The sequence below is a fragment of the Halobaculum magnesiiphilum genome, assembly GCF_019823105.1.
Classification (GTDB): Archaea; Halobacteriota; Halobacteria; order Halobacteriales; family Haloferacaceae; genus Halobaculum; species Halobaculum magnesiiphilum.
In genome coordinates this window covers 1,927,966-1,954,634 of record NZ_CP081958.1, presented here as the reverse complement: position 1 = coordinate 1,954,634, position 26,669 = coordinate 1,927,966, and the positions used below count along the sequence as shown (strand labels likewise).

24 protein-coding genes and 1 pseudogene are annotated in these 26,669 nt (G+C 71.2%); 15 read left to right on the top strand and 10 right to left on the bottom strand.

The genetic code is table 11. The features are described 5' to 3' along the window. Positions 1-67: 67 nt before the first annotated feature. Entirely contained in the window at positions 68-1,153 is a 1,086-nt protein-coding gene (locus K6T50_RS09870; protein ID WP_222606440.1) for an aminopeptidase, read from the top strand. A 374-nt stretch (positions 1,154-1,527) separates the two neighbouring features. Next, positions 1,528-1,680 (top strand): hypothetical protein, encoded by a 153-nt coding sequence (locus K6T50_RS09865; RefSeq protein ID WP_222606439.1) that lies wholly within the window; start codon positions 1,528-1,530, stop codon positions 1,678-1,680. Positions 1,681-1,749: 69 nt separating this feature from the next. On the opposite strand, the gene lrp is transcribed toward K6T50_RS09865, so the two are convergent. Beyond that, a complete protein-coding gene (lrp, locus tag K6T50_RS09860; protein WP_222606438.1) occupies positions 1,750-2,208 on the bottom strand; it encodes an HTH-type transcriptional regulator Lrp in 459 nt (152 codons plus the stop codon). A 125-nt stretch (positions 2,209-2,333) separates the two neighbouring features. On the opposite strand from lrp, the gene glnA reads away from it, so the two are divergent. Continuing rightward, positions 2,334-3,713: a type I glutamate--ammonia ligase gene (gene glnA / locus K6T50_RS09855; protein ID WP_222606437.1), complete on the top strand. Its 1,380-nt coding sequence runs from the start codon at positions 2,334-2,336 to the stop codon at positions 3,711-3,713. A 201-nt stretch (positions 3,714-3,914) separates the two neighbouring features. Here glnA and K6T50_RS09850 read toward each other — a convergent pair whose 3' ends face one another. The 4 genes and pseudogenes from K6T50_RS09850 to K6T50_RS09835 all read right to left on the bottom strand — a co-directional run bounded on the left by K6T50_RS09850 (position 3,915) and on the right by K6T50_RS09835 (position 8,430). Next, a complete protein-coding gene (locus tag K6T50_RS09850) occupies positions 3,915-4,949 on the bottom strand; it encodes a phosphatase PAP2 family protein (RefSeq protein WP_222606436.1) in 1,035 nt (344 codons plus the stop codon). A 9-nt stretch (positions 4,950-4,958) separates the two neighbouring features. Next, positions 4,959-6,281 (bottom strand): annotated as a pseudogene (locus K6T50_RS09845) (YihY/virulence factor BrkB family protein). Positions 6,282-6,350: 69 nt separating this feature from the next. Continuing rightward, positions 6,351-7,178 carry a YihY/virulence factor BrkB family protein gene (locus K6T50_RS09840; RefSeq protein ID WP_222606435.1) on the bottom strand — a complete coding sequence of 276 codons (828 nt, stop codon included), beginning with the start codon at positions 7,176-7,178 and terminating at the stop codon, positions 6,351-6,353. 136 nt (positions 7,179-7,314) lie between these two features. Further along, positions 7,315-8,430, bottom strand: coding sequence for a tRNA (guanine(26)-N(2))-dimethyltransferase (locus K6T50_RS09835; protein WP_222606434.1), 1,116 nt, complete (start codon positions 8,428-8,430; stop codon positions 7,315-7,317). Between the two features lie 317 nt (positions 8,431-8,747). Here K6T50_RS09835 and K6T50_RS09830 point away from each other — a divergent pair, with 317 nt between their 5' ends. Continuing rightward, on the top strand, positions 8,748-9,065 hold the full coding sequence (locus K6T50_RS09830) for a hypothetical protein (RefSeq protein WP_222608884.1): 318 nt from the start codon (positions 8,748-8,750) through the stop codon (positions 9,063-9,065). 304 nt (positions 9,066-9,369) lie between these two features. On the opposite strand, the gene K6T50_RS09825 is transcribed toward K6T50_RS09830, so the two are convergent. Continuing rightward, positions 9,370-10,056: a hypothetical protein gene (locus K6T50_RS09825; RefSeq protein WP_222606433.1), complete on the bottom strand. Its 687-nt coding sequence runs from the start codon at positions 10,054-10,056 to the stop codon at positions 9,370-9,372. A 136-nt stretch (positions 10,057-10,192) separates the two neighbouring features. On the opposite strand from K6T50_RS09825, the gene K6T50_RS09820 reads away from it, so the two are divergent. From K6T50_RS09820 to K6T50_RS09810, 3 genes are all read left to right on the top strand, one after another. Further along, positions 10,193-10,648, top strand: coding sequence for a TRAM domain-containing protein (locus K6T50_RS09820; RefSeq protein WP_222606432.1), 456 nt, complete (start codon positions 10,193-10,195; stop codon positions 10,646-10,648). A gap of 75 nt (positions 10,649-10,723) precedes the next feature. Beyond that, entirely contained in the window at positions 10,724-11,218 is a 495-nt protein-coding gene (locus K6T50_RS09815; RefSeq protein WP_222606431.1) for a Tfx family DNA-binding protein, read from the top strand. A 56-nt stretch (positions 11,219-11,274) separates the two neighbouring features. Next, positions 11,275-12,057 carry an SDR family oxidoreductase gene (locus K6T50_RS09810; protein ID WP_222606430.1) on the top strand — a complete coding sequence of 261 codons (783 nt, stop codon included), beginning with the start codon at positions 11,275-11,277 and terminating at the stop codon, positions 12,055-12,057. 30 nt (positions 12,058-12,087) lie between these two features. Here K6T50_RS09810 and K6T50_RS09805 read toward each other — a convergent pair whose 3' ends face one another. Continuing rightward, positions 12,088-13,143 (bottom strand): mannose-1-phosphate guanylyltransferase, encoded by a 1,056-nt coding sequence (locus K6T50_RS09805; RefSeq protein WP_222606429.1) that lies wholly within the window; start codon positions 13,141-13,143, stop codon positions 12,088-12,090. Positions 13,144-13,307: 164 nt separating this feature from the next. Here K6T50_RS09805 and thrC point away from each other — a divergent pair, with 164 nt between their 5' ends. Together thrC and K6T50_RS09795 are read left to right on the top strand one after the other, a co-directional pair. After that, positions 13,308-14,570 carry a threonine synthase gene (gene thrC / locus K6T50_RS09800; RefSeq protein ID WP_222606428.1) on the top strand — a complete coding sequence of 421 codons (1,263 nt, stop codon included), beginning with the start codon at positions 13,308-13,310 and terminating at the stop codon, positions 14,568-14,570. Between the two features lie 78 nt (positions 14,571-14,648). Then, complete coding sequence (locus tag K6T50_RS09795) at positions 14,649-14,921, top strand: hypothetical protein (RefSeq protein ID WP_222606427.1); 273 nt, start codon at positions 14,649-14,651, stop codon at positions 14,919-14,921. Between the two features lie 51 nt (positions 14,922-14,972). Here K6T50_RS09795 and serA read toward each other — a convergent pair whose 3' ends face one another. Next, on the bottom strand, positions 14,973-16,571 hold the full coding sequence (gene serA / locus K6T50_RS09790; RefSeq protein ID WP_222606426.1) for a phosphoglycerate dehydrogenase: 1,599 nt from the start codon (positions 16,569-16,571) through the stop codon (positions 14,973-14,975). 201 nt (positions 16,572-16,772) lie between these two features. On the opposite strand from serA, the gene serB reads away from it, so the two are divergent. Both serB and ligA read left to right on the top strand, forming a co-directional pair. Continuing rightward, complete coding sequence (gene serB, locus K6T50_RS09785; RefSeq protein ID WP_222606425.1) at positions 16,773-17,429, top strand: phosphoserine phosphatase SerB; 657 nt, start codon at positions 16,773-16,775, stop codon at positions 17,427-17,429. A gap of 80 nt (positions 17,430-17,509) precedes the next feature. Beyond that, positions 17,510-19,654, top strand: coding sequence for an NAD-dependent DNA ligase LigA (gene ligA / locus K6T50_RS09780; protein WP_222606424.1), 2,145 nt, complete (start codon positions 17,510-17,512; stop codon positions 19,652-19,654). Positions 19,655-20,022: 368 nt separating this feature from the next. Here the strand turns inward: ligA and K6T50_RS09775 are convergent, their stop codons facing one another. Both K6T50_RS09775 and K6T50_RS09770 read right to left on the bottom strand, forming a co-directional pair. Beyond that, positions 20,023-20,874: an ABC transporter permease gene (locus K6T50_RS09775; protein WP_222606423.1), complete on the bottom strand. Its 852-nt coding sequence runs from the start codon at positions 20,872-20,874 to the stop codon at positions 20,023-20,025. Then, entirely contained in the window at positions 20,871-21,833 is a 963-nt protein-coding gene (locus K6T50_RS09770; RefSeq protein ID WP_222606422.1) for an ABC transporter ATP-binding protein, read from the bottom strand. The genes K6T50_RS09775 and K6T50_RS09770 overlap by 4 nt, the downstream gene beginning before the upstream one ends. 113 nt (positions 21,834-21,946) lie before the next feature. Between K6T50_RS09770 and K6T50_RS09765 the strand changes: the two genes are divergently transcribed. The 4 genes from K6T50_RS09765 to K6T50_RS09750 all read left to right on the top strand — a co-directional run bounded on the left by K6T50_RS09765 (position 21,947) and on the right by K6T50_RS09750 (position 26,598). Beyond that, a complete protein-coding gene (locus tag K6T50_RS09765) occupies positions 21,947-23,251 on the top strand; it encodes an O-acetylhomoserine aminocarboxypropyltransferase/cysteine synthase family protein (RefSeq protein WP_222606421.1) in 1,305 nt (434 codons plus the stop codon). Beyond that, entirely contained in the window at positions 23,248-24,537 is a 1,290-nt protein-coding gene (metX, locus tag K6T50_RS09760) for a homoserine O-acetyltransferase MetX (RefSeq protein ID WP_222606420.1), read from the top strand. Before K6T50_RS09765 ends, metX begins: the two co-directional genes overlap by 4 nt. Before the next feature lie 95 nt (positions 24,538-24,632). Beyond that, entirely contained in the window at positions 24,633-25,931 is a 1,299-nt protein-coding gene (locus tag K6T50_RS09755) for an O-acetylhomoserine aminocarboxypropyltransferase/cysteine synthase family protein (RefSeq protein ID WP_222606419.1), read from the top strand. Between the two features lie 247 nt (positions 25,932-26,178). Continuing rightward, positions 26,179-26,598 carry a PPC domain-containing DNA-binding protein gene (locus tag K6T50_RS09750; protein WP_222606418.1) on the top strand — a complete coding sequence of 140 codons (420 nt, stop codon included), beginning with the start codon at positions 26,179-26,181 and terminating at the stop codon, positions 26,596-26,598. The last annotated feature ends 71 nt before the right edge of the window (positions 26,599-26,669 follow it).

The window sequence follows — 26,669 nt, the reverse complement described above, 5'->3', positions numbered from 1 at the left end:
CCGGGGCGGGCCGTCGGCGTCGCGCCGGGACCGAAACCCCTACTCGGGCGGCCGGCAAGCGCCGTACATGGACCCGCGAATCCGCGAGCACGCCGAGACTATCGTCGACCACTCCATCGAACTGGAGGCGGGCGACGATCTCGTCATCCAGCTCCCCGCCGAGGCGGAGGACCTGGCGGTCGCCCTCCACGAGTACGCCGGCGACATCGGCGCGAACCCCGTCTACCTGAACAACTCCCAGCGCGCCGCCCGCGCGTACCTCCGCGCCCGCGAGGACGACTTCGAGCTGCCCGAGCACGAGCTGGCCCTCTACGAGGAGGCCGACGCGTTCGTCATCGCCCGCAGCGGCGGCAACGTCTCCGAGAAGGCCGACGTGGACCCCGAGACGACCGCCGAGTACAACCGCGCGCGCCGGCCGGTCCAGAGGGAGCGCCTCTCGAAGACGTGGTGTCTCACGCAGTTCCCGACGAGCGGGCACGCCCAGCTCGCGGGCATGAGCACCGAGGAGTACGAGAACTTCGTGTACGACGCCGTCAGTCTCGACTGGGAGGCGCAGGCGGAGTTCCAACGGCAGATGGTCGAGTTGATCGACGACGCCGAGGAGGTCCGGATCAAGTCCGGCGAGGAGACCGACCTCACGATGTCGGTGGCGGGCAACACCGCGCTCAACGACGACGGGAAGGCGAACCTCCCGGGCGGCGAGGTGTTCACCGCGCCGGTCAAGGACAGCGTCGAGGGCGAGGTGTACTTCGACCTGCCGCTGTACCGCCAGGGTCGCGAGATCGAGGGCGTGCGGCTCACCTTCGAGGACGGCCGCGTCGAAGAATTCTCCGCCGAGCGCAACGAGGAGGTGCTGGAGGGCGTGTTCAACACCGACGAGAACGCGCGCTACCTCGGGGAACTCGGCATCGGGATGAACCGCGCCATCGACCGCTTCACGTACAACATGCTGTTCGACGAGAAGATGGGCGACACCGTCCACATGGCCGTCGGGTCGGCGTACCCCGACACCGTCGGCGAGGGCAACGAGGTCAACGAGTCCGCCGAGCACGTGGACATGATCGTCGACATGAGCGAGGACTCCGTGATCGAGCTGGACGGCGAGGTCGTTCAGCGGGACGGGACGTTTACGTTCGAGGACGGCGAGGCGTGAGGGAGCGAGCGTAGCGAGCGACCGAACGCCTCGGTAGAACGGCGGCGCGGTCCTTGTGCCGCGCCGCCCACGAAACGCGCCTCGGCAGAAAGACGGCGCGCTCGCGGGCGCGCCGCCCAGAGAGCACGAGGAACGCCCCAACCGACCGCGATAACGAACGTGGACCGCCCCGCCGCTCCACCCGAAGTCATGGGGTCCGATCAGGAGCCGTCTGGACCGCTCGTGTGGGGATCTGTCTCACACGACCGGCACGGTAGCGCCCTCGGCGCCGTGCGGCATCGAGCCGACAACCTTCACGGAAGTGCATGTACTAATAGATTTCTCTCTGCGGTACGGTACCGGGATTTATGCGTATGTGACCGTGTCACTCGGACGTGCCAAAGGTGAACTGTCCCGACTGCGGCCGTCAGATCGGAATGCACGAACTCGAGGCGAAGACGACGGCCCAGTCCGGCGGATTCTCGACCCGGTACCGCTGCCCGTTCTGTCGGACGGACATGGACAACGTGACCGAGTTCATGGTGTAAACTCGGCGGTCGGTCGGCTCGCTACCGCTTCTCACACGCTCGGACGCGTCGAGCGCCGCGAGCGACGGTTCACTCCTGGACGTCGAGGTCGAACTGCGCGTTCTCCACGACGGTGTTGAGCACGACCGAGGTGTTCGTCTCGCGGATGTCCTGGTCGGCGAGCAACCCCTTGATCCCCTCGTTCATCTCGTCGGTGTCACGGAACTTCCCGATCGCGATGACGTCGTAGTCGCCGGTGACCTCGTAGACGGAGACCATCTGCTTTTGCTCGCGGAGGCGGTCGACGATGTCGGGCAGCGCGCTCCCCTCCACCTTCAGCTGGACGATCGCCGTCACGTCGTAGCCGAGCCGATCGTAGTTCACCCGCGGGGTGTACCCCTCGATCACGCCCTCGTCTTCGAGATCGCGGAGGTGGTTCGAGACGGTCGTCACCGACACGTCGAGGTCCTCGCCCAGCGAGCGGAGGCTGGCACGACCGTTCCCTAACAGCGCGTTGACGAGCTTGGCATCGAGGTTTTCGTACGTCATTACACTCGACCACGGGTTCCCCCCATTAGAATTTGACGGATGTCCACTACGAGAGAGCGGAAGGGGAAATTGCACTGACCGTCAACTCCTATATACCGGGAGTGTATGGAGTCAAACGTCACAACATGACGGACGGTAACACCAAGCCGGACGGCGGGCTCAGCGCCGTCGAGCAGGACGTCATCGACGAGATCGACGAGAAGGGCATCGACTTCCTCCGCCTTCAGTTCACGGACATCCTGGGGACGGTGAAGAACGTCTCCGTCCCCGCGACGCAGGCGGAGAAGGCGTTCACCGAGGGCATCTACTTCGACGGGTCCTCGATCGACGGCTTCGTACGCATCCAGGAGTCGGACATGCGTCTCAAACCGGACCCCGAGACGTTCTCGGTGCTCCCGTGGCGGACCCGCGAGGGCGAGGACGGCGGCGCGGCGCGCCTCATCTGCGACGTGATCAACACCTCGACGGGCGAGCCGTTCGAGGGCGACCCCCGCGGCATCCTCAAGGACGCGCTGGATCGCGCCGCCGAGATGGGGTACGAGGTCAACGCCGCGCCCGAGCCGGAGTTCTTCCTGTTCGAGGAGGACGAGGACGGCCGCGCGACGACGAAGACGAACGACGCCGGCGGCTACTTCGACCTCGCGCCGAAGGACCTCGCCAGCGACGTGCGCCGCGACATCATCTACGGCCTGGAGGACATGGGCTTCGAGATCGAGGCGTCCCACCACGAGGTCGCCGAGGGCCAACACGAGATCAACTTCGAGTACGACGACGCCCTCACGACCGCCGACAACGTCGGCACCTTCCGCACCGTCGTGCGCGCCATCGCCGCCCAGCACGACCTCCACGCGACGTTCATGCCCAAGCCGATCCCGCGGATCAACGGCTCGGGCATGCACACGCACATCTCGCTGTTCACCGAGGACGGCGAGAACGCGTTCCACGACGACGACGACGAGTTCGACCTCAGCGAGGAGGCCAAGCAGTTCACCGCGGGGATCCTCGAACACGCCGAGGCGCTCGCGGCGGTGACGAACCCGACGGTGAACTCCTACAAGCGGCTGGTGCCCGGCTACGAGGCGCCCGTCTACGTCGCGTGGTCCGACCGGAACCGCTCGGCGCTCATCCGCAAGCCGGCCGCACGCGTGCCGGCGGCCTCGCGCATCGAGGCGCGCTTCCCCGACCCCTCGTGTAACCCGTACCTCGCGTTCGCCGTGCTCATCCACGCCGGCCTCGACGGCATCGAGCAGGGGCTCGAGTGCGACGACCCGGTCCGCGAGAACATCTACGAGTTCGACGAGGCCAAGCGCGAGGAGTACGGCATCACCACGCTGCCGTCGAACCTCGGCGAGGCCATCGACGCGCTCGAGGAGGACGAGCTCGTGAAGGAGGCGCTGGGCGACCACGTCGCCGAGAAGTTCGTCGAGGCGAAGACCGCCGAGTACGACGACTACCGCGTCGACGTCTCCGACTGGGAGCTCGACCGCTACCTCGAGAAGTTCTGAGCCGCGACGGCGGGTGACGGGCCCGACCCGGTCGCCGTCCCGGCTCCGAACCCGACTCGGTTCTCCCCGTGCCGATTATTGCGGTTCTTTGCCACTGCCTCGGCGTTTCTCCGTGGTCGCCACCGCGCTCCACTCACAAGACCGACCCCTCGGCGGCGTCTTTACTCCGTCGCCGGCGCCCTCACCCCGTCCCCGACGTCTTCACTCCGACCGCTCGGATTCCGGACCGTCCGCGTTGGGCTCGGCCTCGGCGATCAGGTCCGCGACCGACTCGCCTTCCGACTCGTCCGCGTCGCCCGTCCGAATCCGGTCCACGATCGTCGGCCACGCGACGACGAGCGCGACGCCGGCGAACGACAGGGGGACGACCGCGAGCAGGCGGAACGGGGTCGTGTCGGGGACGACGCCGAAGACGTACGGGAGCCCGGCGGAGGCGACGACGTAGGCACCGCCGAACACGGCGGCGATGAGCGCCAGGCCGGCGACGGTGCCGACGGCGCCGACCGGCGCGGGGTCGGTGCCGCGAACCCGCCAGACGGCGTAGCCGCCGAGCCCGCCGCCCACGACGATCCCCGCCTCGAGCACCTCGCCGCCGTGGCCGCCGGCGGCCGCGACGACCGTCGCCGCCGCGCCGAGGACGGCCGCGAGGAAGAACGCCCGGTCGGGGTTCGGCCGGAACCCCGTGCGGGCGATCCGTCCGAACAGCCACAGGCCGGCGAGCCCGACGGCGATCCCGACCGCGACGTCGGCGAGGTAGTGGACGCCGAGCGCGACCCGGCTGAGCGCGACGACGACGATCACGCCGGCGGCGACCCCCCGGCGCGTCCGTCTGTCGCCCACGTCGAGGAACGTCGCGAGGCCGCCGTACACCATCGTCGCGCCGATCGCGTGGCCCGACGGGAAGCCGAAGCCGTCGCCGGTTGCGGCGTTGACGTACGCGTCCGAGAGGAGGTCGGGGAGCCACAGCGGCACGGCAGCCTCGCCGGCGCCGGGCGGCCGGGGGAACGCGAACAGGCTCTTGAGGCCGACCGTCACCGCCAGGGCGCCGAGCCCGACGGCGACGACAGTCGCGCCGACGCGACGCGGGTTGGCGGCCAGCCGGTCGTCTGCGAGCCAGTAGAGGAGCGCGAGCCCGAGATAGAGGAACCACGGGTCGCCCAGCTGGGTGAGAACCGCGGCGATCGGGACGAGCCAGTCGGGCACCGCGAGCAGATTTCTGGTGACGGTTCGGAACACGGGGTCACCTCACCGTCGCTCCCGGACGGCGTCGACGGCGCGTCCGGGCACCGACACGAGATTCAGCCCGACGCCGACGAGGACGAACAGCGTGTACAGTCCCAGCGTCGAGAGGAACAACACGAGCATCGCGGCGATCGCGACCCACCCCTCGAGGAAGTAGAACGCGCCGAGGGTCATCACGGTGCCGTACAGCAACACGAGGTACGGTCCCCACCCGCGGGCGTGGCCGCGGCGCATCCGCCGGCGGACGTACCGCTTCAGTTCGGCCTCGATCGCCGGCTTCTCCACTGTCCTGTCGTCGATCGCGTCGAGGTCCGCGCGGAGCTCGGCGACGCGCTCGTCCAACTCCCCGATGTCGGGCGCCGGACGGCCGTCGTCCTCCTCGCCGTCGGCCGCCGGTCCGGCGCTCGCCGTCTCGCCGCTCATTCGTCACTTCGCACGCGTGTCCGTCCCTTTATCCTGCCGGTCTCTGCCGTCGCCGGCGGCGCGTCCCGCCCGCGACTCCCCGCGATCGTCCGCGAGAACGACGTTGACGACGGCGCCGACCAGCACCAGCGTCGCGCCGAAGTAGAGGAACGACACGAGCAACAACACGCCGCCGAGCACGCCGTAGACGGCTCCCTCGCCGTCGCCGGCGGCGGTGAACTCCACGTACGCCTGAAACGCGATCCGGAGGAGGGTCCAGCCGACGCCGGCGAAGACGGCCCCGGGGAGCACGTCGCGGACGGCCACGTCGGCGTCGGGGAACACGTAGTACATCGGGAGGAACGCCGCCGTGAGGAGCACGGGAAGCGCGAGGTAGCTCGCGACGAGCGTCACGACGCCGACGTCGACGACGGCGACGGCCGTCCCGAGCAGGACCGTCGCGGCGAGGCTCCCGCCGACGCTCGCGGCGACCACCAGCGCGTCGCGGAGTTGGTCCGCGAGGCCGACGGCGTTGTCGGTCCCGTACACCTGCGAGAAGGCGATGTCGAGGCCCCGGAGCACCTTCAGCGCCCCCCACAGCGTCAGCGGGAGGCCGATGAGCGTCACCGACCCCTGCCCGGGACCGTCGACGAGCGCGGCGACGAGCAGTTCCTGGCCGCTCTCGGTGAGCACGTCCGCGCTCGCGGCGACGACCGCGGCCGCGAGCCGCTGGCCGCCCACCGTCACCGCGACGACGAGCGCCAGAACCGCCGCCGGCAACAGCGAGACGAACGCGTAGTACGCCACGCCCGCCGCCAGGAACGTGACGTTCTCCTCGCTCGTGTGCGCGGCGACCTCGCGGAGGAACGTCGCTGCCCGCCGAAGCGACCCCGTCGCACCCGCGGACTCGTGTTCGGCGTCCACGCCGTCGTGTTCGCGCGACCGCGAGAAAAGCGCACGGTTCGTCACGGGACGGCGGGAACGCACGGCGGGTCAGACGTGGCCGGCCAGCACCGCGTTCGTCGCCGCCCCGACGAGCACGAGCAGGTTCGCAGCGTAGAACCACGCGACGAGCACGAGCAGGCCCCCGAAGGACCCGTAGATCCCGACGCCGACGCCGGCGTCGGCGTACGCCCCGAGCACGGCGCCCGTGACCGTCCATCCCACGGCGGCGACGAGCGTCCCCGGGAGCACCTCCGCGCGCGACACCGGCGTCGCCGGGAGCGCGTAAAACAGCGGGAACAGCCCCACGGTCGACAACAGGAGCACGGCGAGGGGCACAGCCGCGCGCACGAGCGACTCGTTGGTGTACAGCGACAGCGCCCCCGCCGCGAGCAACACCGCGAGGACGCCGAGGCCGCCGACGGCGAGCGCGAACAGCGTGTCGCGGACGCGCGACCGGACCCCCCGTTTCTCCACCCCGTAGACGGCGGCGAACGCGCGATCGAGGCCGCGAAACAGCTGCACGACCGAGAAACACGCCAACGCCCCCGCGACGACGACGATCCCGCGTCGCCGGGACACGTCGCCGATCGACCCCCGGAGGAACGTCCGACCTCGGGGCGTCAACAGCTCCCCGCCCGCGGTGACGGCCCCCGAGGCGACGACGCCGTCGCCGGCGTGCGTGACGAGCGCGGCCGCCAACACCGCGACCGGCAGGGTCGCGACGCCGCTGTAGTACGCGAGGCTCCCCGCCACGAACGTCGCGTCGGCGGCGCGGACGGCCCTGACGACGGCGCCCGCGACCGCCACCGGGCCGCCGAGACCGGTCCGGGCTCCGTCGCCGCCGGCCGCCGGGGGATCGCGGGCGTCGTTGGACACACCGACCGCGTTGTCGGCCGAGGTCAAAGAGAGCGGCGGCCGGGTCGCGGGGTGCTGTGGGGGAGCCGCGCCCGCGGTTGCGGCCTCCGCGAAGTCGATTCTCTCCCCGAGACGGCGGATTAGCCGAGGTCGTTCGTTACCCGAGATCCGCGGTCGCCTCGCGCATCTCGGCGACCGTCGCGTCGGTCTTGAACGCGGTTCCCGAGTAGTGCGCGTGCGAGGCCGCGAAGCCGGCCTCCCGCAGCGCGTCGACGAACTCGTCCATGCCGACGGCCGGGCGCGTCCACTGCTTGCACAGGCGGTGCTGGTCGTAGTGGGTCGGCGTGTCCAACTCGTCGGCCACGGTGTCGAGCAGCTTCCGCGCGCGTTTGGCCTCCCCCATGTCGTCGGTCACCGCGTCGGCGACCCGCTCGGAGAACTCGGAATCGGCGACCGGCCCGAGCCAGATCGGCCCCGCGGTGAGGACCCTGTTCGACCCGCAGTCCGGGCACGTCTCGGGCACGTCGGGCAGCCGGCCGAACTCGTGGTCGCGTTCGAGGCAGTCCTCGCAGTGGTGGACGAATCCCAACTTCTCCAGCGTCGCCGTCGCGTCGGTGGCGTTGGCCTCCAGTTCGAGGTAGGTGCGCGCGTAGTGCCGGGAGACGTGCGAACAGATCGGGACCGCGGCCTTGTCGCGGCTGGCCGCCCGGCGCACGAGCGCGCCGATCAGCACGCGAAGCCCCATCTCGGAGTGGTACTCGGTGTTCCGCGGGACGGTGTCGTAGCGGCGGACACCCGACTCGAAGTGGGCGCCACACAACGGCGCGGTGTCGGTCGCGGTGACACACAGGAGGTTCCGCGTCCCCGCGACCGCGCTGTCGACGAACGGCATCGGCGAGCCGTACGGGTCCACGTCGACCACGTCGAAGAAGCCCTCGTGCAGCAGCGCGTTCGCGTCGCGCTGGACGGCCTCCCCGCCGTACTCCGCGAGGTTCCGCTCCGCGAGCGCGACGGCGTCGTCGTCCACGTCTGCGGCGGTCACGTCCCACCCCTCGGCGGCCGCGCGGGTCGCACGGACGCCGGAGGCGGCCATCGCGTCGAGGTACGTCTCCGCGCGCGGCTCGCGGTCGGCGTACGCCCGCAACACGGCGACCGTGATGTCGCGGTTCAGCTCCATCTCGGGGTTGTAGAACACCTCGTCGGCGCGGCCCTCGCTGGCGCCGTCGCGCGCGCCCTCGACCTCGACGGTGACGCTGCCCTCCGTGACCTCCATCGTTGGCGGACGTGCGCCGCCCGCGCGGTTAACTGACGTGGGATCGGTCCGAGCGCGGACGGCCCGAGTGAAACGACCCGAGTGCTGACGGCCCGAGGGCGGGCACCCGCGGGGCCGGCGCGTCACCCGACGGGACCGAAGCGTTTTGCCCCGGCCACGCCAACCGGCGCGACGTGACGCAGGGCGACGGCGGCGCCGACCCGGACGCGACGCCCGAAGCCGCTGCTGACGCCGACTCGGAGTCCGCCGGATCGGACGACTCCGACCTCGATCCGGGCGAGCTCGCCGACCTCGCGGCCGAGGACTGGCGCGCGGCGTTGGCGACCGCCGGCGAACTCCGACCGCCCGTCGTCGCCGAGATCATCACCCTCCACGGCGACCGCGGCCGCCGGGCGATCGAGGCGGTCGCCGAAGGCCGGGTGAAACGCTACCGGGACTTCACCGTCGTCGTCGGCTACCGGGAGGAACACGTCGTCGAGGACGGCGGCTGCGACTGCCGGGACGCCACCTACAACCTCGATACGTCCGACCCGAGCGAGCGCTGCTGGCACGCGCTGGCGGTCGACATCGCCGAGCGCGTCGGCCGCGTCGACCACCACGACATGTGGTACTCCGACGTTGCCGAGTTCCTCTGACCGCGCCCCGATCCGACTCCGGGACCGTCCGGGCCGAACCTTCAAATCCCAGTACGCGGCCAGCATCGCCGATGCGCTGACGACCGATGCGCACCGGGCAGCGAGTGCGAGGCCGACCAAAGGGAGGCCTCGATGCGAACGGCGCCAGCCGTGAGCGCGTGCGGCCCGACGGTGCGTTCACGCCGGGTCCTCCGGCACGCCGCGAGCGGGGCCGCCTGTCAGCCACTCTCGACAGCGACGCGACTGTCGGCATCGATCGAACGACACCGGACCGTCGGTCACTCGGACGACACCGGGCCACCAGTCACTCGAACGACGCCGTCTCGACCGTGAGCCCGTAGAACACCGCCGGCGCGAGCGCCAGCGCCAGGGCCGAGAGGACCGCCGCGAGGGACACCGAACCGGCGATCAGCGCGGCGAACAGGACGGCGACGCCGAGGACGACGCCGCCGGCGACGGCGCCGAGCCGGGCGGTCGGGGTCACCGCGAGGCCGGCGGATCGGGCGGCGAGCGCGCCGAACACCCACACCAGCAGCGCGGCCGCCGCGCCGAACGGCGTCCCGAGGAGGAGGCCCGCGAGCAGCAGCGCCGCGCCGCCGACGGCACCGGTAAGGAGGATCGCCCGCCCGCCGGGGAGCGATCGGGCGGGGGCGTAGCCGACGGCGTACGCCCACGCCGGCGCGGCGACCACCAGCCCCAGGAAGGTTCCCCGCAGCGTCGCGTCGGCGACGCCGCCGGTCGCGGTCACGGTCGCGTCCGCGACGAGCACGGCCCCGACCACCGTCCCGGCGAGCGCGACGGCACGCGGCGGAAGCACGGTCGTCGGGTCGTCGTCGTGGTAGATCGCGTACAGCGCGAAGGGGTACAGGAGCCCCACCCCGGTGAGCAGCGACCGCGAGATGTCCCCGGTCGCCCACAGCGCGAACGCGCCGGTGGGCGCGGCGAGGAGGAGCCCGGTCAACAGCGCGAGCTCTGGAGCGCGGCGGTTCACGGTCGCGGTACGGGCGGGGCGAGCAAAAGCCCCTCGTCGCCATTGTCCGCCCGTAGTCGTCGGGTTCGCTGTCGCTCACACGGGGGCGACACGGGCAGACGGAAGCGTTTAGACGATGCCGAAGGTATCACTCCGTATGGCGGACTGTCCACTTGCGGATGACTGCCCCCGGTTCTCCGAACGGATCCAGGGTATGGGCTGTCAGCACTACGGCGACCGCGGCGGCGCCGAGTGGTGCAACGAGTACAACATGCCCATCTCGGACCTGAAACAGCAGCCGGTCAAGCCCGGCGAGGAGGTCACCGTCGAGGTCGACGACATCCACGAGAGCGGCGCGGGCGTCGGCCGCACCGACGACGGGTTCATCGTGATGGTCGACGGCCTGCTGCCGCCCGCGCGGGCGATCGTCCGCATCGACCGGGTGAAGCAGAACCACGCGAAGGCGAACCGCGTCGTCGAGCGGCTCCCCGACGAGCCCGAGGAGGGCGAAGAGGGCGCCGACGGCGAGAGCGAGAACCCCGAGTTCGAGGAGGAGACCGAGGCCAAGCGGGGCGAGCGGCTCGGATCGCGCGACAACTTCTGGGGATCGTAGCGTCGACTCTCCCCGGGGGTCGCGGCTGGACAGTCCGTACTATGCTTTTTGTATGCCGCGGACCCACCGTTTACCATGAGTAACGAGGGGAGCCTCGACGCGGTCGACGTCGACGAGCTGCTCGACCGCGCCGGCTTCGACGCCGATCGGAGCGTCCTCACCCGCCGGCAGGCGGAGGTGCTCGCGTTGCGCGAGCGGAACGTCCGGCAGGCGGACATCGCCGACCTGCTGGGAACCTCGCGCGCGAACGTGTCGAGCGTCGAGTCGTCCGCCCGCGACAACGTCGAGAAGGCCCGCGAGACCGTCGCGTTCGCCGAGGCGCTGTCGGCGCCCGTCCGGATCGAGATCGCCGCCGGCACCGACCTCTACGACGTGCCCGACCGGGTGTACGACGCCTGCGACGAGGCCGACGTGAAGGTGAACCACACCGCGCCGGACCTGATGAAGCTCGTGAGCGACGACGCCGGCGACGCGGTCCGGGGTCGGGAGGTCGTCTCCCCGATCCTCGTCGGCATCACCGGCGCCGGAACCGTCCGCGTCCGGCGGTCCGAGCAGGCCGACCTCGAATAAGCGCACGTCCTGCCGTCTCTGGCGGCTTTTTGTAGGCTACCGCCGAACCCGCGGGCATGGATCTGCGACTCGACGGGAACACGGCGCTAGTGACGGCCAGTTCGGGCGGGCTCGGCTTCGCCTCGGCGGCGTCGCTGGCAGCCGAGGGCGCGAACGTGGTGATCTGCGGGCGAACGCCGGAGCGACTCGACGAGGCCGAAGGCGCGTTGGCGGAGGAACCTGGCGACGTGCTCGCGGTCGAGGCCGACGTGACCGACCGCGACGACGTTGCCGCGCTCGTCGAGGCGACCGTCGACGAGTTCGGCGGCCTCGACCACGTCGTCACGAGCGCGGGCGGCGTCCCGCCGGGCACCTTCGACGACACGACCGACGAGCAGTGGTACGGCGCCTTCGACACGCTCGTGATGAGCGCCGTCTGGACGCTCCGTGAGGCGCGCCCGCACCTGGCCGACAGCGACGCGGGCACGGTCACGTGCATCACGTCCACCTCGGTCCGCGAGGCGATCGACGGCCTCGTGCTCTCGAACGCCGTCCGCCGGGCGGTGATCGGGCTCGTGAAGACGGTCTCGCGGGAGTGGGCCCCCGACGTGCGCGCGAACGCGGTGCTCCCGGGTGCCCACGAGACCGCCCGCATCGAGGAGCTCGTCGAGGACGCGCTCGACCGCGGCGAGTACGACAGCTACGAGGAGGGACTCGAGGACTGGGCCAGCGACATCCCGCTGGACCGGATCGGCGACCCGCGCGAGCTGGGCGACGTGGTCGCGTTCCTCTCCTCCGAGCGCGCCTCCTTCGTCAACGGCGCGGCGCTGCCCGTCGACGGCGGGCGCCTGCACTCCTAGCTACCCGCCGTCGTCGCACGCTCGCCGGCCTCAGAACTCTCCCGTTTCTTTCAGCCGGTCGACGGCGTCGCGGACGCGCTGGGCGTCCTCCTTCGGGACGACGAGCACGCGGTCGTCGTAGGCGACGACGCACAGCCCGTCCACCCCGACCAGCGAGACGTGCGTGTCGTCGCCGGCGACGACGTTGTCGGCGGCGTCGACCGCGAGCGCCTCGGCGTCGCCGGCGACGACGTTGCCGTCCGCGTCCGGATCGATGACCCGGTCGAGCGCGTCCCACGCGCCGAGGTCGTCCCACGCGAACGCCGCGGGGATCACCGCCGCCCGGTCGGCACGCTCCATCACCGCGTAGTCGATGCTGACCGGGTCGACCGCCTCGAAGCCGGCCGCCGGGTCCGGGTCGTCGCCGTCGAGTTCGGCGACGAGCGGGGCCAACGGCGTGTCCCGCGCCTGCTCGAACAGCGCCGCGGGCGTCCACGCGAAGATGCCGGCGTTCCAGTAGTAGCCCGAATCGACGTACTCGGCGGCCCTGTCGGCGTCCGGTTTCTCGTGGAAGGCCGCGAGCTCGCGGTAGGCAATCGCGCCGTGCTCGGTGGTGCGATCCGCGCCGGGTTCGATGTACCCGTAGCCGGTGGCGGGCCGGGTCGGCTCGACGCCGAAGGCGACCAGCCGGCCGGTGTCGCCGGCGACGCGCGCGCCGCGGGCCATCGTCGCCTCGAAGGCGTCGCCGTCGGGCACGTGGTGGTCCGCGGGGAGGACGACGACGACCGGCTCCCGCTCGCCGTCGACCGCCTCGCGTGCGCGGTGGGTCGCGTACAGGATCGCGGGCCCGGTGTCCTTGCCCGCGGGCTCGACGACGACCTCGGCCTCCGGGGCGTGTTCGGGCACCTCGTCGGCGAACTCGGGGCGGGTCGCGACCAGCGTCGCGTCCGCGAAGCCGGTGCGGGCGGACGTTCTGGCGAGGAGGCTGCGGTCGTCGTCCGGGTCGCCCAGCGCGAGGAACTGCTTCGGGCGGTCGCTGCGGGAGGCGGGGTAGAGGCGGGAGCCGGTGCCGCCGGCGAGGATCACGGCGACGACGGGTCGGTCCATTGTCGTCGTGTCGGCGGGGGGCGCCCATAAGGACGGCGGGGGCGCCGTCGGCCGTCCCCGTTCGTGTCGGGGGCTCACTTCGTTCGCCCTCGCGCTGCTCGGATCGCGCTGGCACTACCCGCCACGAACGGCCGACTTTTAGCCCGCGAGGCCGACGCCCCTCCATGAGCCTCTCCCTCGACTCGCCGACGCAGGACGCCCCGTCGGTCGCCGACGACGGCGCCTGGCTGGAGTGCATCGCCTGCGGCGGGCAGTTCGCCCCGTTCGACGACATCCGCTTCACCTGCGACGACTGCGACGGCCTGCTGGAGGTACGCTACGCCGACCCGCCGACGTGGGACGACTTCTCCGGCGAGGGCGTCTGGCGGTATTCGGCCGGCCTACCCTTCGAGGAGGGCGTCTCGCTGCCCGAGGGTCACACCCCCCTCCACGAGGTTCCCCGCCTCCGCGAGGACCTCGGCGTGAACCGCCTGCGCGTGAAACACGAGGGGATGAACCCGACGGGCTCGTTCAAGGACCGTGGCATGACCGTCGGCGTCCGCGTCGCCGAGGAGCTGGGCGTCGACCGCCTCGCGTGCGCCTCGACGGGCAACACCTCCGCCGCCCTCGCAGCCTACGGCGCCCGCGCGGGGCTGGAGACGCTGGTCCTTCTGCCCGCGGGAAAGGTCGCCGCCGGCAAGGTCGCGCAGGCGAGCCTCCACGGCGCCCGGATCTTGGAGGTCGACGGCAACTTCGACGCCTGCCTCGACATCGTGCAGAACCTCGCGAACCGCGGCGAGGTGTACCTCCTCAACTCGCTCAACCCGTTCCGGCTGGAGGGCCAGAAGACGATCGGCTTCGAGATCCTCGAGGAGTTCCGCGACGACTACGGCACGTTCCCCGACCGGATCGTCCTCCCCGTCGGCAACGCGGGCAACACCGCGGCGCTGTTCAAGGCGTTCCGGGAGCTCGTCGCCGCCGGCGCGATGGACGCCGACGAGGTGCCGAAGCTGACGGGCGTGCAGGCCGCCGGCGCCGCGCCGATGGTCGAGGCGATCGAGAACGGCGCCGACGAGGTCCGCCGCTGGGAGTCGGTGGAGACCCGCGCGACCGCCATCCGCATCGGCAACCCGGTGAACGCGCCGAAGGCGCTCCCCGGGATCCGCGAGACGGGCGGCACCGCCGTCGCCGTCGACGACGAGGCGATCACGGCGGCCCAGCGCGACCTCGCGCAGGAGGGCGTCGGCGTCGAACCCGCCTCCGCGGCCTCGGTCGCCGGCCTCCGGACGCTCCGCGAGCGGGGCGTCGTCGACGCCGACGAGGACGTGGTGTGTCTCACGACCGGCCACCTGCTGAAGGACCCCGACGCCGCCTACGAGGCCGGCGGCGACCCCGAACCGGTGGCGAACGCTACCGAGGCGGTGCTGGAACACATCGGCGCGAAGTGAGGTGTGGCGCCGGCGAGCAGCACCCGTCACCTGTCCGTCCGACGAAACTTTTTGCGGGTTCACGCGGTATCGTGTGACATGGGGGATGAGCGTACGGACCGCGGCAGCGACGGCGTCAGCGAGGACGAACGCGACGGCGAACGCCCGCGTTCGATGGTCGTAACGGAGCTACGACGGGAGAACCAACGGCTCCGCGAGCGCGTGGCCGAGCAGCGACGCGAGCGGAAGCGGATCGTCGACCGCTACGAGGTGCTGCTCGACGCCGCGCGCGGGGACGACGGGGACGAAGCGGACGACACACGGCGGTCGATACTCACGCGGCTGCTCGACAGGCTACGGCGGAGAACGTAGGTCGGCAGCGGCCGGCGCTGGCGGCGTCGTCGACGACGCGAGGGACCGTACTCAGCGACCGTTGTCGGCGTCGTCGAGGACAATCCGGTCCACGGAGATGATCCGGTCGTCGCCGAGGAGCCGGTCGACGGCGTCGTCGGGGAGCCGGTCGTCGAGATTGTACACCGTCAGCGCCTCGCCGCCGATGGTCTCGCGGGCGTTGAACATCCCGGCGATGTTGATGTCGGCGTCGCCGAGCACGGTGCCGATGAGGCCGATGACGCCCGGCTCGTCGCGGTTGCGCGCGACGAGCATGTGGCCGTACGGCCGGGCGTCGACGCGGTAGCCGTCGATGCGGACGATCCGGGGGTCGTCGCCGGCGAACAGGGTGCCGCAGACGGACAGTTCCGTGTCGCCGTCCTTCACCGTCACCGTGACGAGGCTCTGGAAGTCCTCGGCCTGGCGGGTCTTGCTCTCGGTCACCTCGATGCCGCGGTCCTTCGCGAGCTGTGGGGCGTTGACCGCGTTCACCTCGTACTCAAGCGGGGAGAACACGCCCTTGAGGGCGCTGGCGGTGACCAGGTCCACGTCCTCGTCGGCGATCTCGCCCTCGTAGTGGACCTCGACGCCCGAGATGCGCTCGCCCAGTAGCTGGGCGGCGATCTTGCCGGCGGTGTCGGCCACGTCGAGGTACGGCTCGATGCGCGGGAACGCCGACTCGTCGACCGAGGGGGCGTTGAGCGCGTTGACGACCGGCTCGTCGGCGAACGCCGCGAGCACCTGCTTCGCGGTGTCGACGGCGACGTTCTCCTGGGCGGCCTCCGTGCTCGCGCCGAGGTGCGGCGTGAGGACGATGTCGTCCACGTCGAGCAGCGGCGAGTCGGCGGGCAGCGGCTCCTCGGCGAACACGTCGAGGGCGGCGCCGGCGACGGGGCCGTTCTCCACGGCCTCAGCGAGCGCGTCCTCGTCGACGATGCCGCCGCGCGCGCAGTTGATCAGGTACGCGTCGCCCATCGTCTCCAGCTCCTCGGCGCCGATCATCCCCTCGGTCTCGGGGAGCAGCGGCGTGTGGACGGTGACGAAGTCGGCGCGCGCGAGGCAGTCGGTCAGGTCGTCGACGAGCTCGGCGCCGAACTGGGCGGCGCGCTCCTCGTTGATGTACGGGTCGTAGACGACCAGATCCATGCCCAGCGAGTCGAGGCGCTTGGCGACCTCCTGGCCGACGCGGCCCAGCCCGACGATGCCGAGCGTCTTGTTGTTCACCTCCCGGCCGAGGTACTCGCCCTTCGCCCACTCGCCGTCCTTGAGGCGGCTGTGCGCCTGCGGGATGTCGCGCGCGACCGCGAACGTCATCGCGACGGTGTGCTCGGCGGCGGCGCGGACGTTTCCCTCCGGCGCGTTCGCGACGACGACGCCGTGGTCGGTCGCCGCCTCGATGTCGATGTTGTCGACGCCGATGCCCGCCCGGCCGACGATGCGCAGGTCGGGGGCCGCCTCGAACACCTCGGCGGTCACCTCCGTCCCGGAGCGGACGATCAGCGCGTTCGCGTCGGCGACGGCGTCCAGCAGGTCCTGCCCCGCGAGTTCGTAGCCCGTGACGACCTCGTGGCCGGCGTCTCGGAGCGTCTCGAGCCCAGCGTCCGCGATGGGGTCCGTGACGAGTACCTTCATGCGCGACCGGAGTTGCGGCGCGTGGTAAAGGCTTTCCACCTCGGCGGAACTCGCCCGCCAGATCGATCCATATAGCTGGCTATACGACCCCTCCGTTTCGGGTGGAATTGTCACGTCCGTGTGTCATTCGACCCGGGAACGGGTCGCCGCGGCGATGCGGGAACCGCAGGAGTTGAAGCCCGGGCGCGCGAACGGCCGCGCATGACTCGACTCGTTGCGTTCGACTTCGACGGGACGCTCTCGGACTCGGAGATGACCGTGCTGCTGGGCGAACGATGCGGCGTCGCCGACGAGATGGCCGACATCACCGCGCGGGCGATGAACGACGAACTCAGCTACGCCGAGAGCCTGCGCAAGCGCGCGGCGCTGCTGGAGCATCTGGAGGAGGAGGAGGCCCAGCGGGCGTGGGACCGGGTCGAACTCCGTGAGGGCGCCGGGGACGTGATCCGGCGCCTGCGCGAGCGCGGCCACTACGTCGCCATCTTCACCGGCGGCTTCGAGCGCGGCGTCGCAGCCGCGCTGGAGAGAGCCGGCGCCGAGGTCGACGAGATCGTCGCCAACCGCCTGCCGATCGAGGGCGGGCGCCTCACCGGCGAGGTCGAGGGGCCGCTCATCGAGGGGACGAAGGACGAGCAACTGGAGCGCGTCGCCGGCGAGCAGGGCGTACCGATGACCCGAACGGTCGCCGTCGGCGACGGCGCCAACGACCTCCCGATGCTGGAGGTCGCGGGGCTGGCGGTCGGCTACGAGCCGAAGCCCGCCGTCGAGCCGTCCTGCGACGTGGTCGTCGAGTCGATGTTCGAGTTGGCCGACCTGTTCGAGGACGAGGGGTTCCTCGTCGGCGACGGGGACGCGTAGACTCGGCCGGGAACCGACCCCGTCGCGGAGACGCGTCGCCCTCCGATGGATTGACGCGAGCCGCGTTCCAACCGCCGCCAATGAGCCAGCCAGCCGAGGTCGACGCCGACGACCTCCGCTATGCCGACCCGGACAACCCGTACCTCACGGAGCCGGACGCGGACTTCGCGCCCGTCGAGGACCTCGACGCCGACGCGGCAGCCGAGCAGGCCGACCTGCTGCGCGCGGCGATCCGCGAGCACGACCACCGCTACTACGCCCGGAACGACCCGCTGATCGCCGACCGGACGTACGACGCCCTGTTCGCGCGCCTGGAGGAGCTGGAGGACGCCTTCGATCTCGACGCCGCGGTCTCCCCCACGCGCCGCGTCGCCGGCGGCACCCTCGACGAGCTCGGCGAGGTCGAGCACGCCGCGCCGATGCTGTCGATCGACCAGTCGGGCGACGCCGCGGACGTGCGCGAGTTCGACGAGCGCGTCCGCCGGGAACTGGGCGAGGACGCGGACGTGTCCTACTCGTGTGAGCCGAAGTTCGACGGCCTCTCGGTGGAGGTGGTGTACGAGGACGGCCGCTACGTGCAGGCCGCGACGCGGGGGGACGGCCGCGTCGGCGACGACGTGACCGAACAGGTGCGGACGATCCGCTCGGTGCCCGAGCGGCTGGCGGGCGACCCCCCCGAGACGCTGGCCGTGCGCGGGGAGGTGTTCATCCCCCGCGACGCCTTCCAGGCGCACAACCGCGAGCGCATCGAGGCGGGGAAGGAGCCGTTCGCGAACCCCCGGAACGCCGCCGCCGGTACCCTCCGGCAGCTCGACATCGACGCGGTCGCCGAACGCCCGCTCGACTGCTTCTTCTACGACGTACTCGGGTGGGAGACGGCCGCCGGCTCAGACGCTCCCGAACGACCGGACGACCACCTCGCGGAGCTCGACGCCCTGCGCTCGTTCGGCCTGCACGTGAACGATCGGGCCGAGGTCGCCGCGGACATCGAGGCGGCCATCGACTACCGCGACCGCCTCGCCGAGGAGCGCGAGGACCTGAACTACGAGATCGACGGCGTCGTGATCAAGGTGAACGACCGCGCGGCCCGCGAGGAGTTGGGGACCAAGTCGCGCTCGTATCGCTGGGCGTTCGCCTACAAGTTCCCCGCGCGCCACGAGGTGACGACGGTGGAGGACGTCGTCGTGCAGGTGGGTCGGACCGGCCGCCTGACGCCCGTCGCCCTGCTGGACCCGGTCGACGTAGGCGGGGTGACGGTGTCGCGGGCGACGCTGCACAACCCCGACGAGATCGAATCGCTCGGCGTCGGCGTCGGCGACGAGGTGCGCGTGAAGCGCGCCGGCGACGTGATCCCGCAGGTCGCGGAGGTCGTGGAGTCCCACAGCGACCGCCCCTACGAGTTCCCCGAGGAGTGTCCCGTCTGCGGCAGCGAGGTCGAGCGCGACGGTCCCCTGGCGTTCTGTCCGAACGGGCTGGCGTGTCCCGCGCAGGCCGAGCGCGCGGTCGTCCACTACGCCAGCCGGGGCGGGCTCGACATCGAGGGGCTCGGCGAGGAGTCCGTCGAGCAGCTTCGCGAGACCGGCCTCGTGGAGACGCTCCCCGATCTGTACCGCCTGCCCGACCGCCGTGAGGAACTCGCCGAGTTGGAGGGGTGGGGCGAGACGAGCGCGGACAACCTCATCGCGGAGGTCGAGGCGAGCACCGAGCCGGAGCTGGCGGACTTCCTCGCCGCGCTCGGGATCCACGAGGTCGGCGCCGCGACGGCCCGCAACCTCGCCCGCCACTTCGGCACCTTCGAGGCGGTCCGAGCCGCGAGCGAGGCGGAGTTGACGGAGGTGGACGACATCGGCGAGACGGTCGCGCACACCGTCCGGGACTTCTTCGAGGCCGAGCAGAACGCGCGCGTCATCGACGACCTCCTGAACTACGTCGACCCGCAGCGCGACGACACCGAGACGGGTGACGCGCTCGACGGGCTGACGTTCGTGTTCACCGGGTCGCTGTCGACCGCGCGCAGCGTCGCGCAGGACCTCGTGGCGGCCCACGGCGCGAACGCGACCTCGTCGGTCTCGGGCAACACCGACTACCTCGTCGTCGGCGACTCGCCGGGGACGAGCAAGCGCGAGGACGCCGAGGCGAACGACGTGCCCGAACTGGACGAGGAGGGGTTCGCCGATCTGCTCGCAGAGCACGGGATCGAATGGCCCCCCGAGGACGAGGGCTGATCACCTGCGGTGGCGCGTGCCGGCGGGCCTCTGTGCCCGCCGGACGCGCGCGAGGGATGAGCACTGAAGGCGGAGCGACCGACGGGAGCGACGCCGAGGAGCGCAGTCGGCTGGGGAGGTCGTGGTCGCTGTGCGGTGCTGTCGGGTGGGACTGAAAGGGGCCGGCGCTCCCGACGAAGCACGGCGACGGAAGCACCGCAGCGGAGGGAGCGATAGCGACCGGAGCGAGGAGCGCAACGAGCCGCGCGAGTCGAGAGCGCCGGGGGCTTTCGTGGTCGACAGTGCGGTCACCTCGTCGACCGGGAGAACGACGAAAATGGCCGGACTCACGAAAACAGCGAGAACGAATCCAGATCGATCGAGCTCGGCTACAGATCGGCGCCTTCGAACCGAAGCAATCCGAGTAGGGGCGGAACGAGCAACCAAAGCATGAGCATTCCAAATGCGAGTAGTTCGGTTGAAGTCGCGTACTGTCCGGCCGCCTGCGACCCCGCCTGCCCGGCGGCGAACAGGGTTCCGGTCACGAACTCGCCGGAGACGATCTTGAACGAGCCGGTGGGGTTGACCAACCGGAGCAGCTCCAGCAGCGACGACCCCGAGATCGGGAGCCAGCTCGGGCCGCCACCCATCCCCAGGTACAGCCGCAGCGGGAACTGGATCGCGCCCCACAGCGGGACGAACAGGAAGTACAGCCCGACCGCGCCGCCGATCGCGAGGCGGTTCGACGACACCGCCGACGAGAACCCGACCGCGATGGCGACGAACGCCGCCGACAGCAGCAGCGTCAGCAGGATGTACCCGAGGAACGTGAACGGCCGCAGCGACAGCGGCCCGATCGCCGCCACCAGCGCGGGCAGCAGGAACCCGACCGACACGGGCACCGCGATGGCGCCCGCGCGGCCGGCCACCTTGCCGAACACCACGTCCGACCGCGAGTGCGGCAGCGCGAGCAGCAGCTTCAGCGACCCCGTCTCGCGCTCGCCGACGACCGCGTTGTACGAGACGACCAGCGCGATGAGCGGGATGAGCGTCGTGACGAGCGCGTCCCGGATGAACACCGAGCCGAGCAGCGCGCTCGTCGAGAGCGTCTGTCCCTCGCCCGGGCGGACGAGGTAGACGACCACCGAGACCAGCAGGACGAAGAACGCCGTCAGCCCCAGCAGCCACCGCGAGCGCACGGCGTCCTGGAAGTCCTTGCGCGCGACCGCCTCCAAGCTCATTCGGCCACCTCCGTGTTCGTCGCCGTCGCGTCGCCGCCGTTCCCCGCCCCAGCGCCGTCACCCTCGGCGTAGGTGAGGAAGAGGTCCTCCAGGCTCGCCTCCTCGGTGGTGAAGTCCTTCACCGTGACGCCGGCGTCCTCCAGGGCCCCGATGACCTCCGTCTTCGCGTCGCTGGAACACGACACCGTGACGGTTCCGCCGTCGGTCGCGGCCGAGGAGACCCCCGCCAGCGCCCGCACCGCCTCGACGTCCTCCTCGCTTGCGGCGTCGACGGTGACGACCAGCTGTTCCTCGCCGCCGACGGCCTCCCTGAGGCCCTCGATGGAGTCCTCGGCGACGAGTTCGCCCTCGCGCATGATGCCGACGCGGTCACACACCGCCTCGACCTGCCCGAGCACGTGGCTGGAGAAGAACACCGTCGCGCCGCGCTCGGCCTCGTCGCGCACGATCTCGCGCATCTCCTTGGCGCCCGCGGGGTCCAGCCCGGAGGACGGCTCGTCGAGAATGAGGATGTCGGGCTCGCCGACGAGTGCCATCCCGAGGACGAGCCGCTGGCGCATCCCCTTGGAGTAGCCGCCCGCGCGGCGGTCGGCGGCGTCGGCGATACCCACGCGCTCCAACACCGCGTCCACGTCGCCGTCGAGCTCCTTCGAGCGCATCGCGAACTCGATGTGCTGGCGGCCGGTGAGGCGCTCGTACACGTCGTACCCCTCGGGCAGGACGCCGGTGTTCCGGCGCACCTCCACCGACTCCGCCTGTGCGTCCCGCGAGAGCACCCGCACGGTGCCGCTCGTGGGGCGCACGAAGTCCAGCAGCATGTTGATCGTCGTCGACTTGCCCGCCCCGTTGGGGCCGAGGAAGCCGAACACTTCGCCCTCCTCGACCGTGAGGTCGAGGTCGCGGACGGCCGTTACGTCGCCGTACCGCTTCGTGACGCCCTCCAACTCGATGGCGGCCATATACCGCCCGCTTCCGCCGGTCTCCGCTTTAGACTTTGGGAGTCCGTCCGTCAGTCGGCAGACGTTGCCGTAACTCGCGTGCATATCCGTTTGTGCGAATATGCCCGTAGTACATGACCGACGACGCCGACGCGCCGACGGGGGAGTGGGCCGCGCGGACGCGCGCGCTCCACACCGGCTGGACGGGCGACCCGGCGACCGGCGCGCGAGCGCCGCCCATCTATCAGACGACCTCCTACGCGTTCCCTGACGCCGACACCGCCGCCGATCTGTACGCCCTCGACCGCGAGGGCGACGTGTACACCCGCATCTCCAACCCCACGACGCGGGTGCTGGAGAAGCGCCTCGCCGACCTGGAGGGCGGCGTCGACGCCGTCGCCACCGCCTCCGGGATGGCCGCCATCGACACCGCGACGAGCCTCCTCGCGCGTGCCGGCGACAACGTCGTCGCCAGCGCCGACATGTACGGCGGCACGAGCACCTACCTCGCGCACATGGCTTCCCGCCGCGGCGTCGACCTCCGGACGGTCGAAACCACCGATTACGCGGCCTACGAGGACGCCGTCGACGAGGACACCGCGTTCGTCCACGTCGAGACGCTCGCGAACCCGTCGCTCGTCACGCCCGATTTCGAGCGCGTCGCCGACATCGCCCACGAACACGCGGTCCCGCTCGTGGTCGACAACACGTTCGGGACGCCGGCGCTGTGCAACCCCATCGACCACGGCGCCGACATCGTCTGGAACTCCACGACCAAGTGGATCCACGGGTCGGGCACCACCGTCGGGGGCGTACTCGTCGACGGCGGCACCTTCCCGTGGGACCACCCGGACGCCGACTACCCCGAGCTGTCCGGCGAGAACCCCGCCTTCGACGTCGACTTCGCCGAGCGGTTCGGCGAGCGCGCGTTCGCGCAGGTGGCGCGCCACCGCGGGGTGCGCACGCTCGGAAACCCCCAGTCGCCCTTCGACGCGTGGCAGACGCTCCAGGGGCTCGCCACCCTGCCGATCCGGATGGAGAAGCACTGCGAGAACGCCCGGATCGTCGCCGAACACCTCCGCGACCACCCCGAGGTGGCGTGGGTCACCTACCCCGGATTCGAGGGTCACCCGACGCACGCCGCCGCCGCCGAGTACCTCGACGGTTTCGGCGGAATGGTCGTGTTCGGGCTGGAGGACGGCTTCACCGCCGGCAAGCGCGTCTGCGAGGAGGTGGAGTTGGTCTCGTTCCTCGCGAACATCGGCGACGCGCGTTCGCTGATCATCCACCCGGCGAGCACGACCCACGCGCAGCTCTCCGAGGAGGAACAGCGGGCCGCGGGTGTGAGCCCGGACCTCCTGCGGCTCTCCGTCGGCATCGAGGACCCCGACGACATCGTCGCGGACCTAGATCGGGCTATCGCGGAGGCGACGCGATGACGGCCGTCGAGTCCGTCGGCGAGTTCCGGTTCGAGTGCGGCGAGTCCGTCGACGACCTCCGGCTCGCGTACGAGACGTACGGCGGGTTCGACGGGGACAACGCTGTCCTGGTGTGTCACGCGCTCACCGGGAGCCAACACGTCTCGAACGCGCCCCGCAGCGAGGACCACGACGCCGACGCGGTCGACGGGAGCGACGCCGGCGACGCGGACACGGGAACCGGCGTCCAGACGGCCGGCCAGGCCCGCGCGTGGTGGGACGACGTGGTCGGGCCGGGCAAGGCCATCGACACGACCGAGTACTACGTCGTCTGCGTGAACGTCCCCGGCTCCTGTTACGGCTCCTCGGGCCCGCCCGCGGGGGGGCCGGACGGCGAGCCCTGGGGGACCGACTTCCCGCCCGTCACCGTCGGCGACTGGACGCGCGCGCAGCGCCGGCTCCTCGACCGCCTCGGCGTCGGCCGCCTGCACGCCGTCGTCGGCGGCAGCGTCGGCGGGATGAACGCCCTCGACTGGGCGAAGCGCTTCCCCGACGACGTGCGCCGCGTCGCCGCCGTCGCGACGGCCGCCCGACTGGACACCCAGTGCCTCTCGCTGGACGCCATCGCGCGCCGCGCCATCACCACGGACCCGAACTGGAACGGCGGCGACTATTACGGCGCCGACCGGCCGAACCCGGACGACGGGCTCGCACAGGCCCGCCGCATCGGCCACGTGATGTACCTCTCGAAGGCGTCGATGGGCCGGAAGTTCGGCCGCCGCGCCGCCGGCCGGGGCGCCTTCGGCGACGCGCCCGCCGACCCGACGGATCGGTTCTTCCCGTACCGCGAGGTCGAGTCGTACCTCGATTACAACGCCGACTCGTTCACCTCGCGGTTCGACGCCAACAGCTACCTCTATCTCACGCGGGCGATGGACGAGTACGACCTCTCCGCCGGCTACGGCTCCGACGCCGAGGCGCTGGCGGCGTTCGAGGGCGAGATGCTCGCCCTGTCGTTCACCGGCGACTGGCACTTCACCGTCGAGCAGGCGCGCGCGCTCGCGGATGCCGCCCGCGACGTGGACGTGCCGACGGCACACCACGTCGTGGAGTCGGACCACGGGCACGACGCGTTCCTCGTCGAGCCGGAATCGGTGGGACCGCCGCTGCGCGACTTCCTCGCCGACGGCGTCGACGGGCGCGCCGTCCGTGACGAGGGAGACGCGCGCGACGAGAGCGACGGCTCGGGGAGCCACTCCGGCGGCCCCGACCGTGCGCCGGTCCACGCGAGCCTGTTCCCCGGGTGAGGACGCTCTGGGAACACGTTCGGGGGCGTCAGCGACACCGGCGAAACTCCGGGCGGTGTGAGCCGTTATCACGGTCGGTTCCGATGGTACACGGGATGTCCGGAGACGACCCAAATCACGGATTCTGGACGCGGAGCGTCCACGAGGGTGCAGCGCCCGATCCGGCGACGGGCGCGCGAGCGCCGCCGATCCACCAGACCACCTCCTACGTGTTCGACGACGCCGACCACGCGGCGCGGCTGTTCGCGCTGGAGGAGGAAGGGTACATCTACAGCCGGCTGCTCAACCCGACGGTCGCTCGGCTGGGCGAGCGGCTCGCGTCGCTGGAGGGCGGCGTCGGCGCGGTGCCGACCAGCTCCGGGATGGCCTCCTTCGACCTCGCCACCTTCCTGCTGGCGTCGGCCGGGGACAACATCGTCTCGTCGTCGTCGCTGTACGGCGGGACGTACACCTACCTCACGCACACGGTGGAGCGCCGCGGGATCGAGACGCGCTTCGTCGACACGCTCGAGTACGACGCCTACGCGGAGGCGATCGACGACGACACCGCGTTCGTCCACCTGGAGACGATCGGCAACCCGGCGCTCGTGACGCCCGACATCGAGCGGATCGCCGACATCGCCCACGAGCACGACACGCCGCTGTTCGTGGACAACACGTTCGCGACGCCGTACCTGTGCCGGCCGCTCGAACACGGCGCCGACCTCGTGTGGGAGTCGACGACGAAGTGGATCCACGGCTCGGGCTCCACCGTCGGCGGCGCCCTCGTCGACGGCGGCTCGTTCCCGTGGGACGAGCACGCTGACCGGTTCCCCGAGCTGGGCGCGGACAACCCCGCCTATCACGGCGTCAACTTCGCCGAGCGGTTCGGAGAGGCGGCGCTCACGTACGCCGCGATCGCGCGCGGACTCCGGGATCTGGGGAGCGCACAGTCCCCGTTCGACGCGTGGGCGACGATGGGGAAGCTGGAGTCGCTCCCCATGCGGATGGAGCGCCACTGCGCGAACGCCCAGCACGTCGCCGAGCACCTCGCGGACCACCCCGCCGTCGACTGGGTGACGTACCCGGGGCTGCCGGACCACGAGACGCACGCTGAGGCGTCGGAGTACCTCGACGGCGGCTACGGCGGGATGATCACCTTCGGCCTCGCGGGCGGGTACGACGCCGCCCGCGACACCGTCGAGAACACCGAACTCGCGTCGCTGTTGGCGAACGTCGGCGACGCGAAGACGCTGGTGATCCACCCGGCCTCGACGACCCACCAGCAGCTCACCGAGGAGGAGCAGCTGGCCGCGGGCGTCACCGGTGACATGGTACGGCTGTCGGTCGGCGTCGAGAACCCCGAGGACATCGTCGCCGACCTCGACCGCGCGATCGAGGCGGCGACGCGATAGCCGCGGCTCGGAAGGAGCTGACAGGCGGCCTGTGTACCCCGATCGACGCCGCGATCGATCGGGCCACGTCCGCGCGCCGACGGTCGGACCGCGCACCCGCCTCGCCGTCGGCGGCAGTTCTCAACGTCGCATCGGCGGTGCTGGTCCCGGCTTCGTATGTGAAGGTTCGCTCGCGGCGGCGACGCGCTCGGCCGCCCATCCTACCGCGGCGGCAACGTTTTACTCCCGGTCGGCCGACGCGTCGGATATGAACTACCGCGAGGTCGAGATCACCGGCGAGTACATGGCGAGCTTGGACAACGGCGCCGACTGGCGCGAGGAGATCGAATCCCTCGCCGACGAGGTCGGGGCGGACGCGGCGTGGTTCAACGCCATGGGCGCCGTCCAGGACGCCGAGGTGTGGTTCTACGACCAGGAGGACACGGAGTACCAGTCGGTGACGTTCGACGAGCCGCTGGAGGTCGCCGCCTGCGTGGGGAACATCGCGCTGCTGGAGGGCGAGCGCTTCGCCCACACTCACGCGGTGCTCTCGCGTCGCAGCGGGCAGGCGCTCGCGGGGCATCTCGACGGCGGCACCGTGTTCGCGGGCGAGGTGTACCTCCGCGCGTTCGAGGAGCCGCTGGAGCGCGAACACGACGAGGTTACCGACTTGGATCTCTGGCTGTAAGGCGGTTCGATCGACGCGGCCGCGGGGGACGCGAATCGCTTATGACCCTCCCCCGCACAGGAAGGTGACGT

Coding starts and splice junctions, on each gene's coding strand:
- ligA (WP_222606424.1), top strand. CDS start 17,510: ATGAGCCAGCCAGCCGAGGTCGACGCCGACGACCTCCGCTATGCCGAC.
- K6T50_RS09820 (WP_222606432.1), top strand. CDS start 10,193: ATGGCGGACTGTCCACTTGCGGATGACTGCCCCCGGTTCTCCGAACGG.
- metX (WP_222606420.1), top strand. CDS start 23,248: ATGACGGCCGTCGAGTCCGTCGGCGAGTTCCGGTTCGAGTGCGGCGAG.
- K6T50_RS09835 (WP_222606434.1), bottom strand. CDS start 8,430: ATGGAGGTCACGGAGGGCAGCGTCACCGTCGAGGTCGAGGGCGCGCGC.
- K6T50_RS09770 (WP_222606422.1), bottom strand. CDS start 21,833: ATGGCCGCCATCGAGTTGGAGGGCGTCACGAAGCGGTACGGCGACGTA.
- thrC (WP_222606428.1), top strand. CDS start 13,308: ATGAGCCTCTCCCTCGACTCGCCGACGCAGGACGCCCCGTCGGTCGCC.
- K6T50_RS09805 (WP_222606429.1), bottom strand. CDS start 13,143: ATGGACCGACCCGTCGTCGCCGTGATCCTCGCCGGCGGCACCGGCTCC.
- K6T50_RS09815 (WP_222606431.1), top strand. CDS start 10,724: ATGAGTAACGAGGGGAGCCTCGACGCGGTCGACGTCGACGAGCTGCTC.
- glnA (WP_222606437.1), top strand. CDS start 2,334: ATGACGGACGGTAACACCAAGCCGGACGGCGGGCTCAGCGCCGTCGAG.
- serA (WP_222606426.1), bottom strand. CDS start 16,571: ATGAAGGTACTCGTCACGGACCCCATCGCGGACGCTGGGCTCGAGACG.
- K6T50_RS09775 (WP_222606423.1), bottom strand. CDS start 20,874: ATGAGCTTGGAGGCGGTCGCGCGCAAGGACTTCCAGGACGCCGTGCGC.
- K6T50_RS09750 (WP_222606418.1), top strand. CDS start 26,179: ATGAACTACCGCGAGGTCGAGATCACCGGCGAGTACATGGCGAGCTTG.
- lrp (WP_222606438.1), bottom strand. CDS start 2,208: ATGACGTACGAAAACCTCGATGCCAAGCTCGTCAACGCGCTGTTAGGG.
- K6T50_RS09870 (WP_222606440.1), top strand. CDS start 68: ATGGACCCGCGAATCCGCGAGCACGCCGAGACTATCGTCGACCACTCC.
- serB (WP_222606425.1), top strand. CDS start 16,773: ATGACTCGACTCGTTGCGTTCGACTTCGACGGGACGCTCTCGGACTCG.
- K6T50_RS09755 (WP_222606419.1), top strand. CDS start 24,633: ATGTCCGGAGACGACCCAAATCACGGATTCTGGACGCGGAGCGTCCAC.
- K6T50_RS09810 (WP_222606430.1), top strand. CDS start 11,275: ATGGATCTGCGACTCGACGGGAACACGGCGCTAGTGACGGCCAGTTCG.
- K6T50_RS09795 (WP_222606427.1), top strand. CDS start 14,649: ATGGGGGATGAGCGTACGGACCGCGGCAGCGACGGCGTCAGCGAGGAC.
- K6T50_RS09765 (WP_222606421.1), top strand. CDS start 21,947: ATGACCGACGACGCCGACGCGCCGACGGGGGAGTGGGCCGCGCGGACG.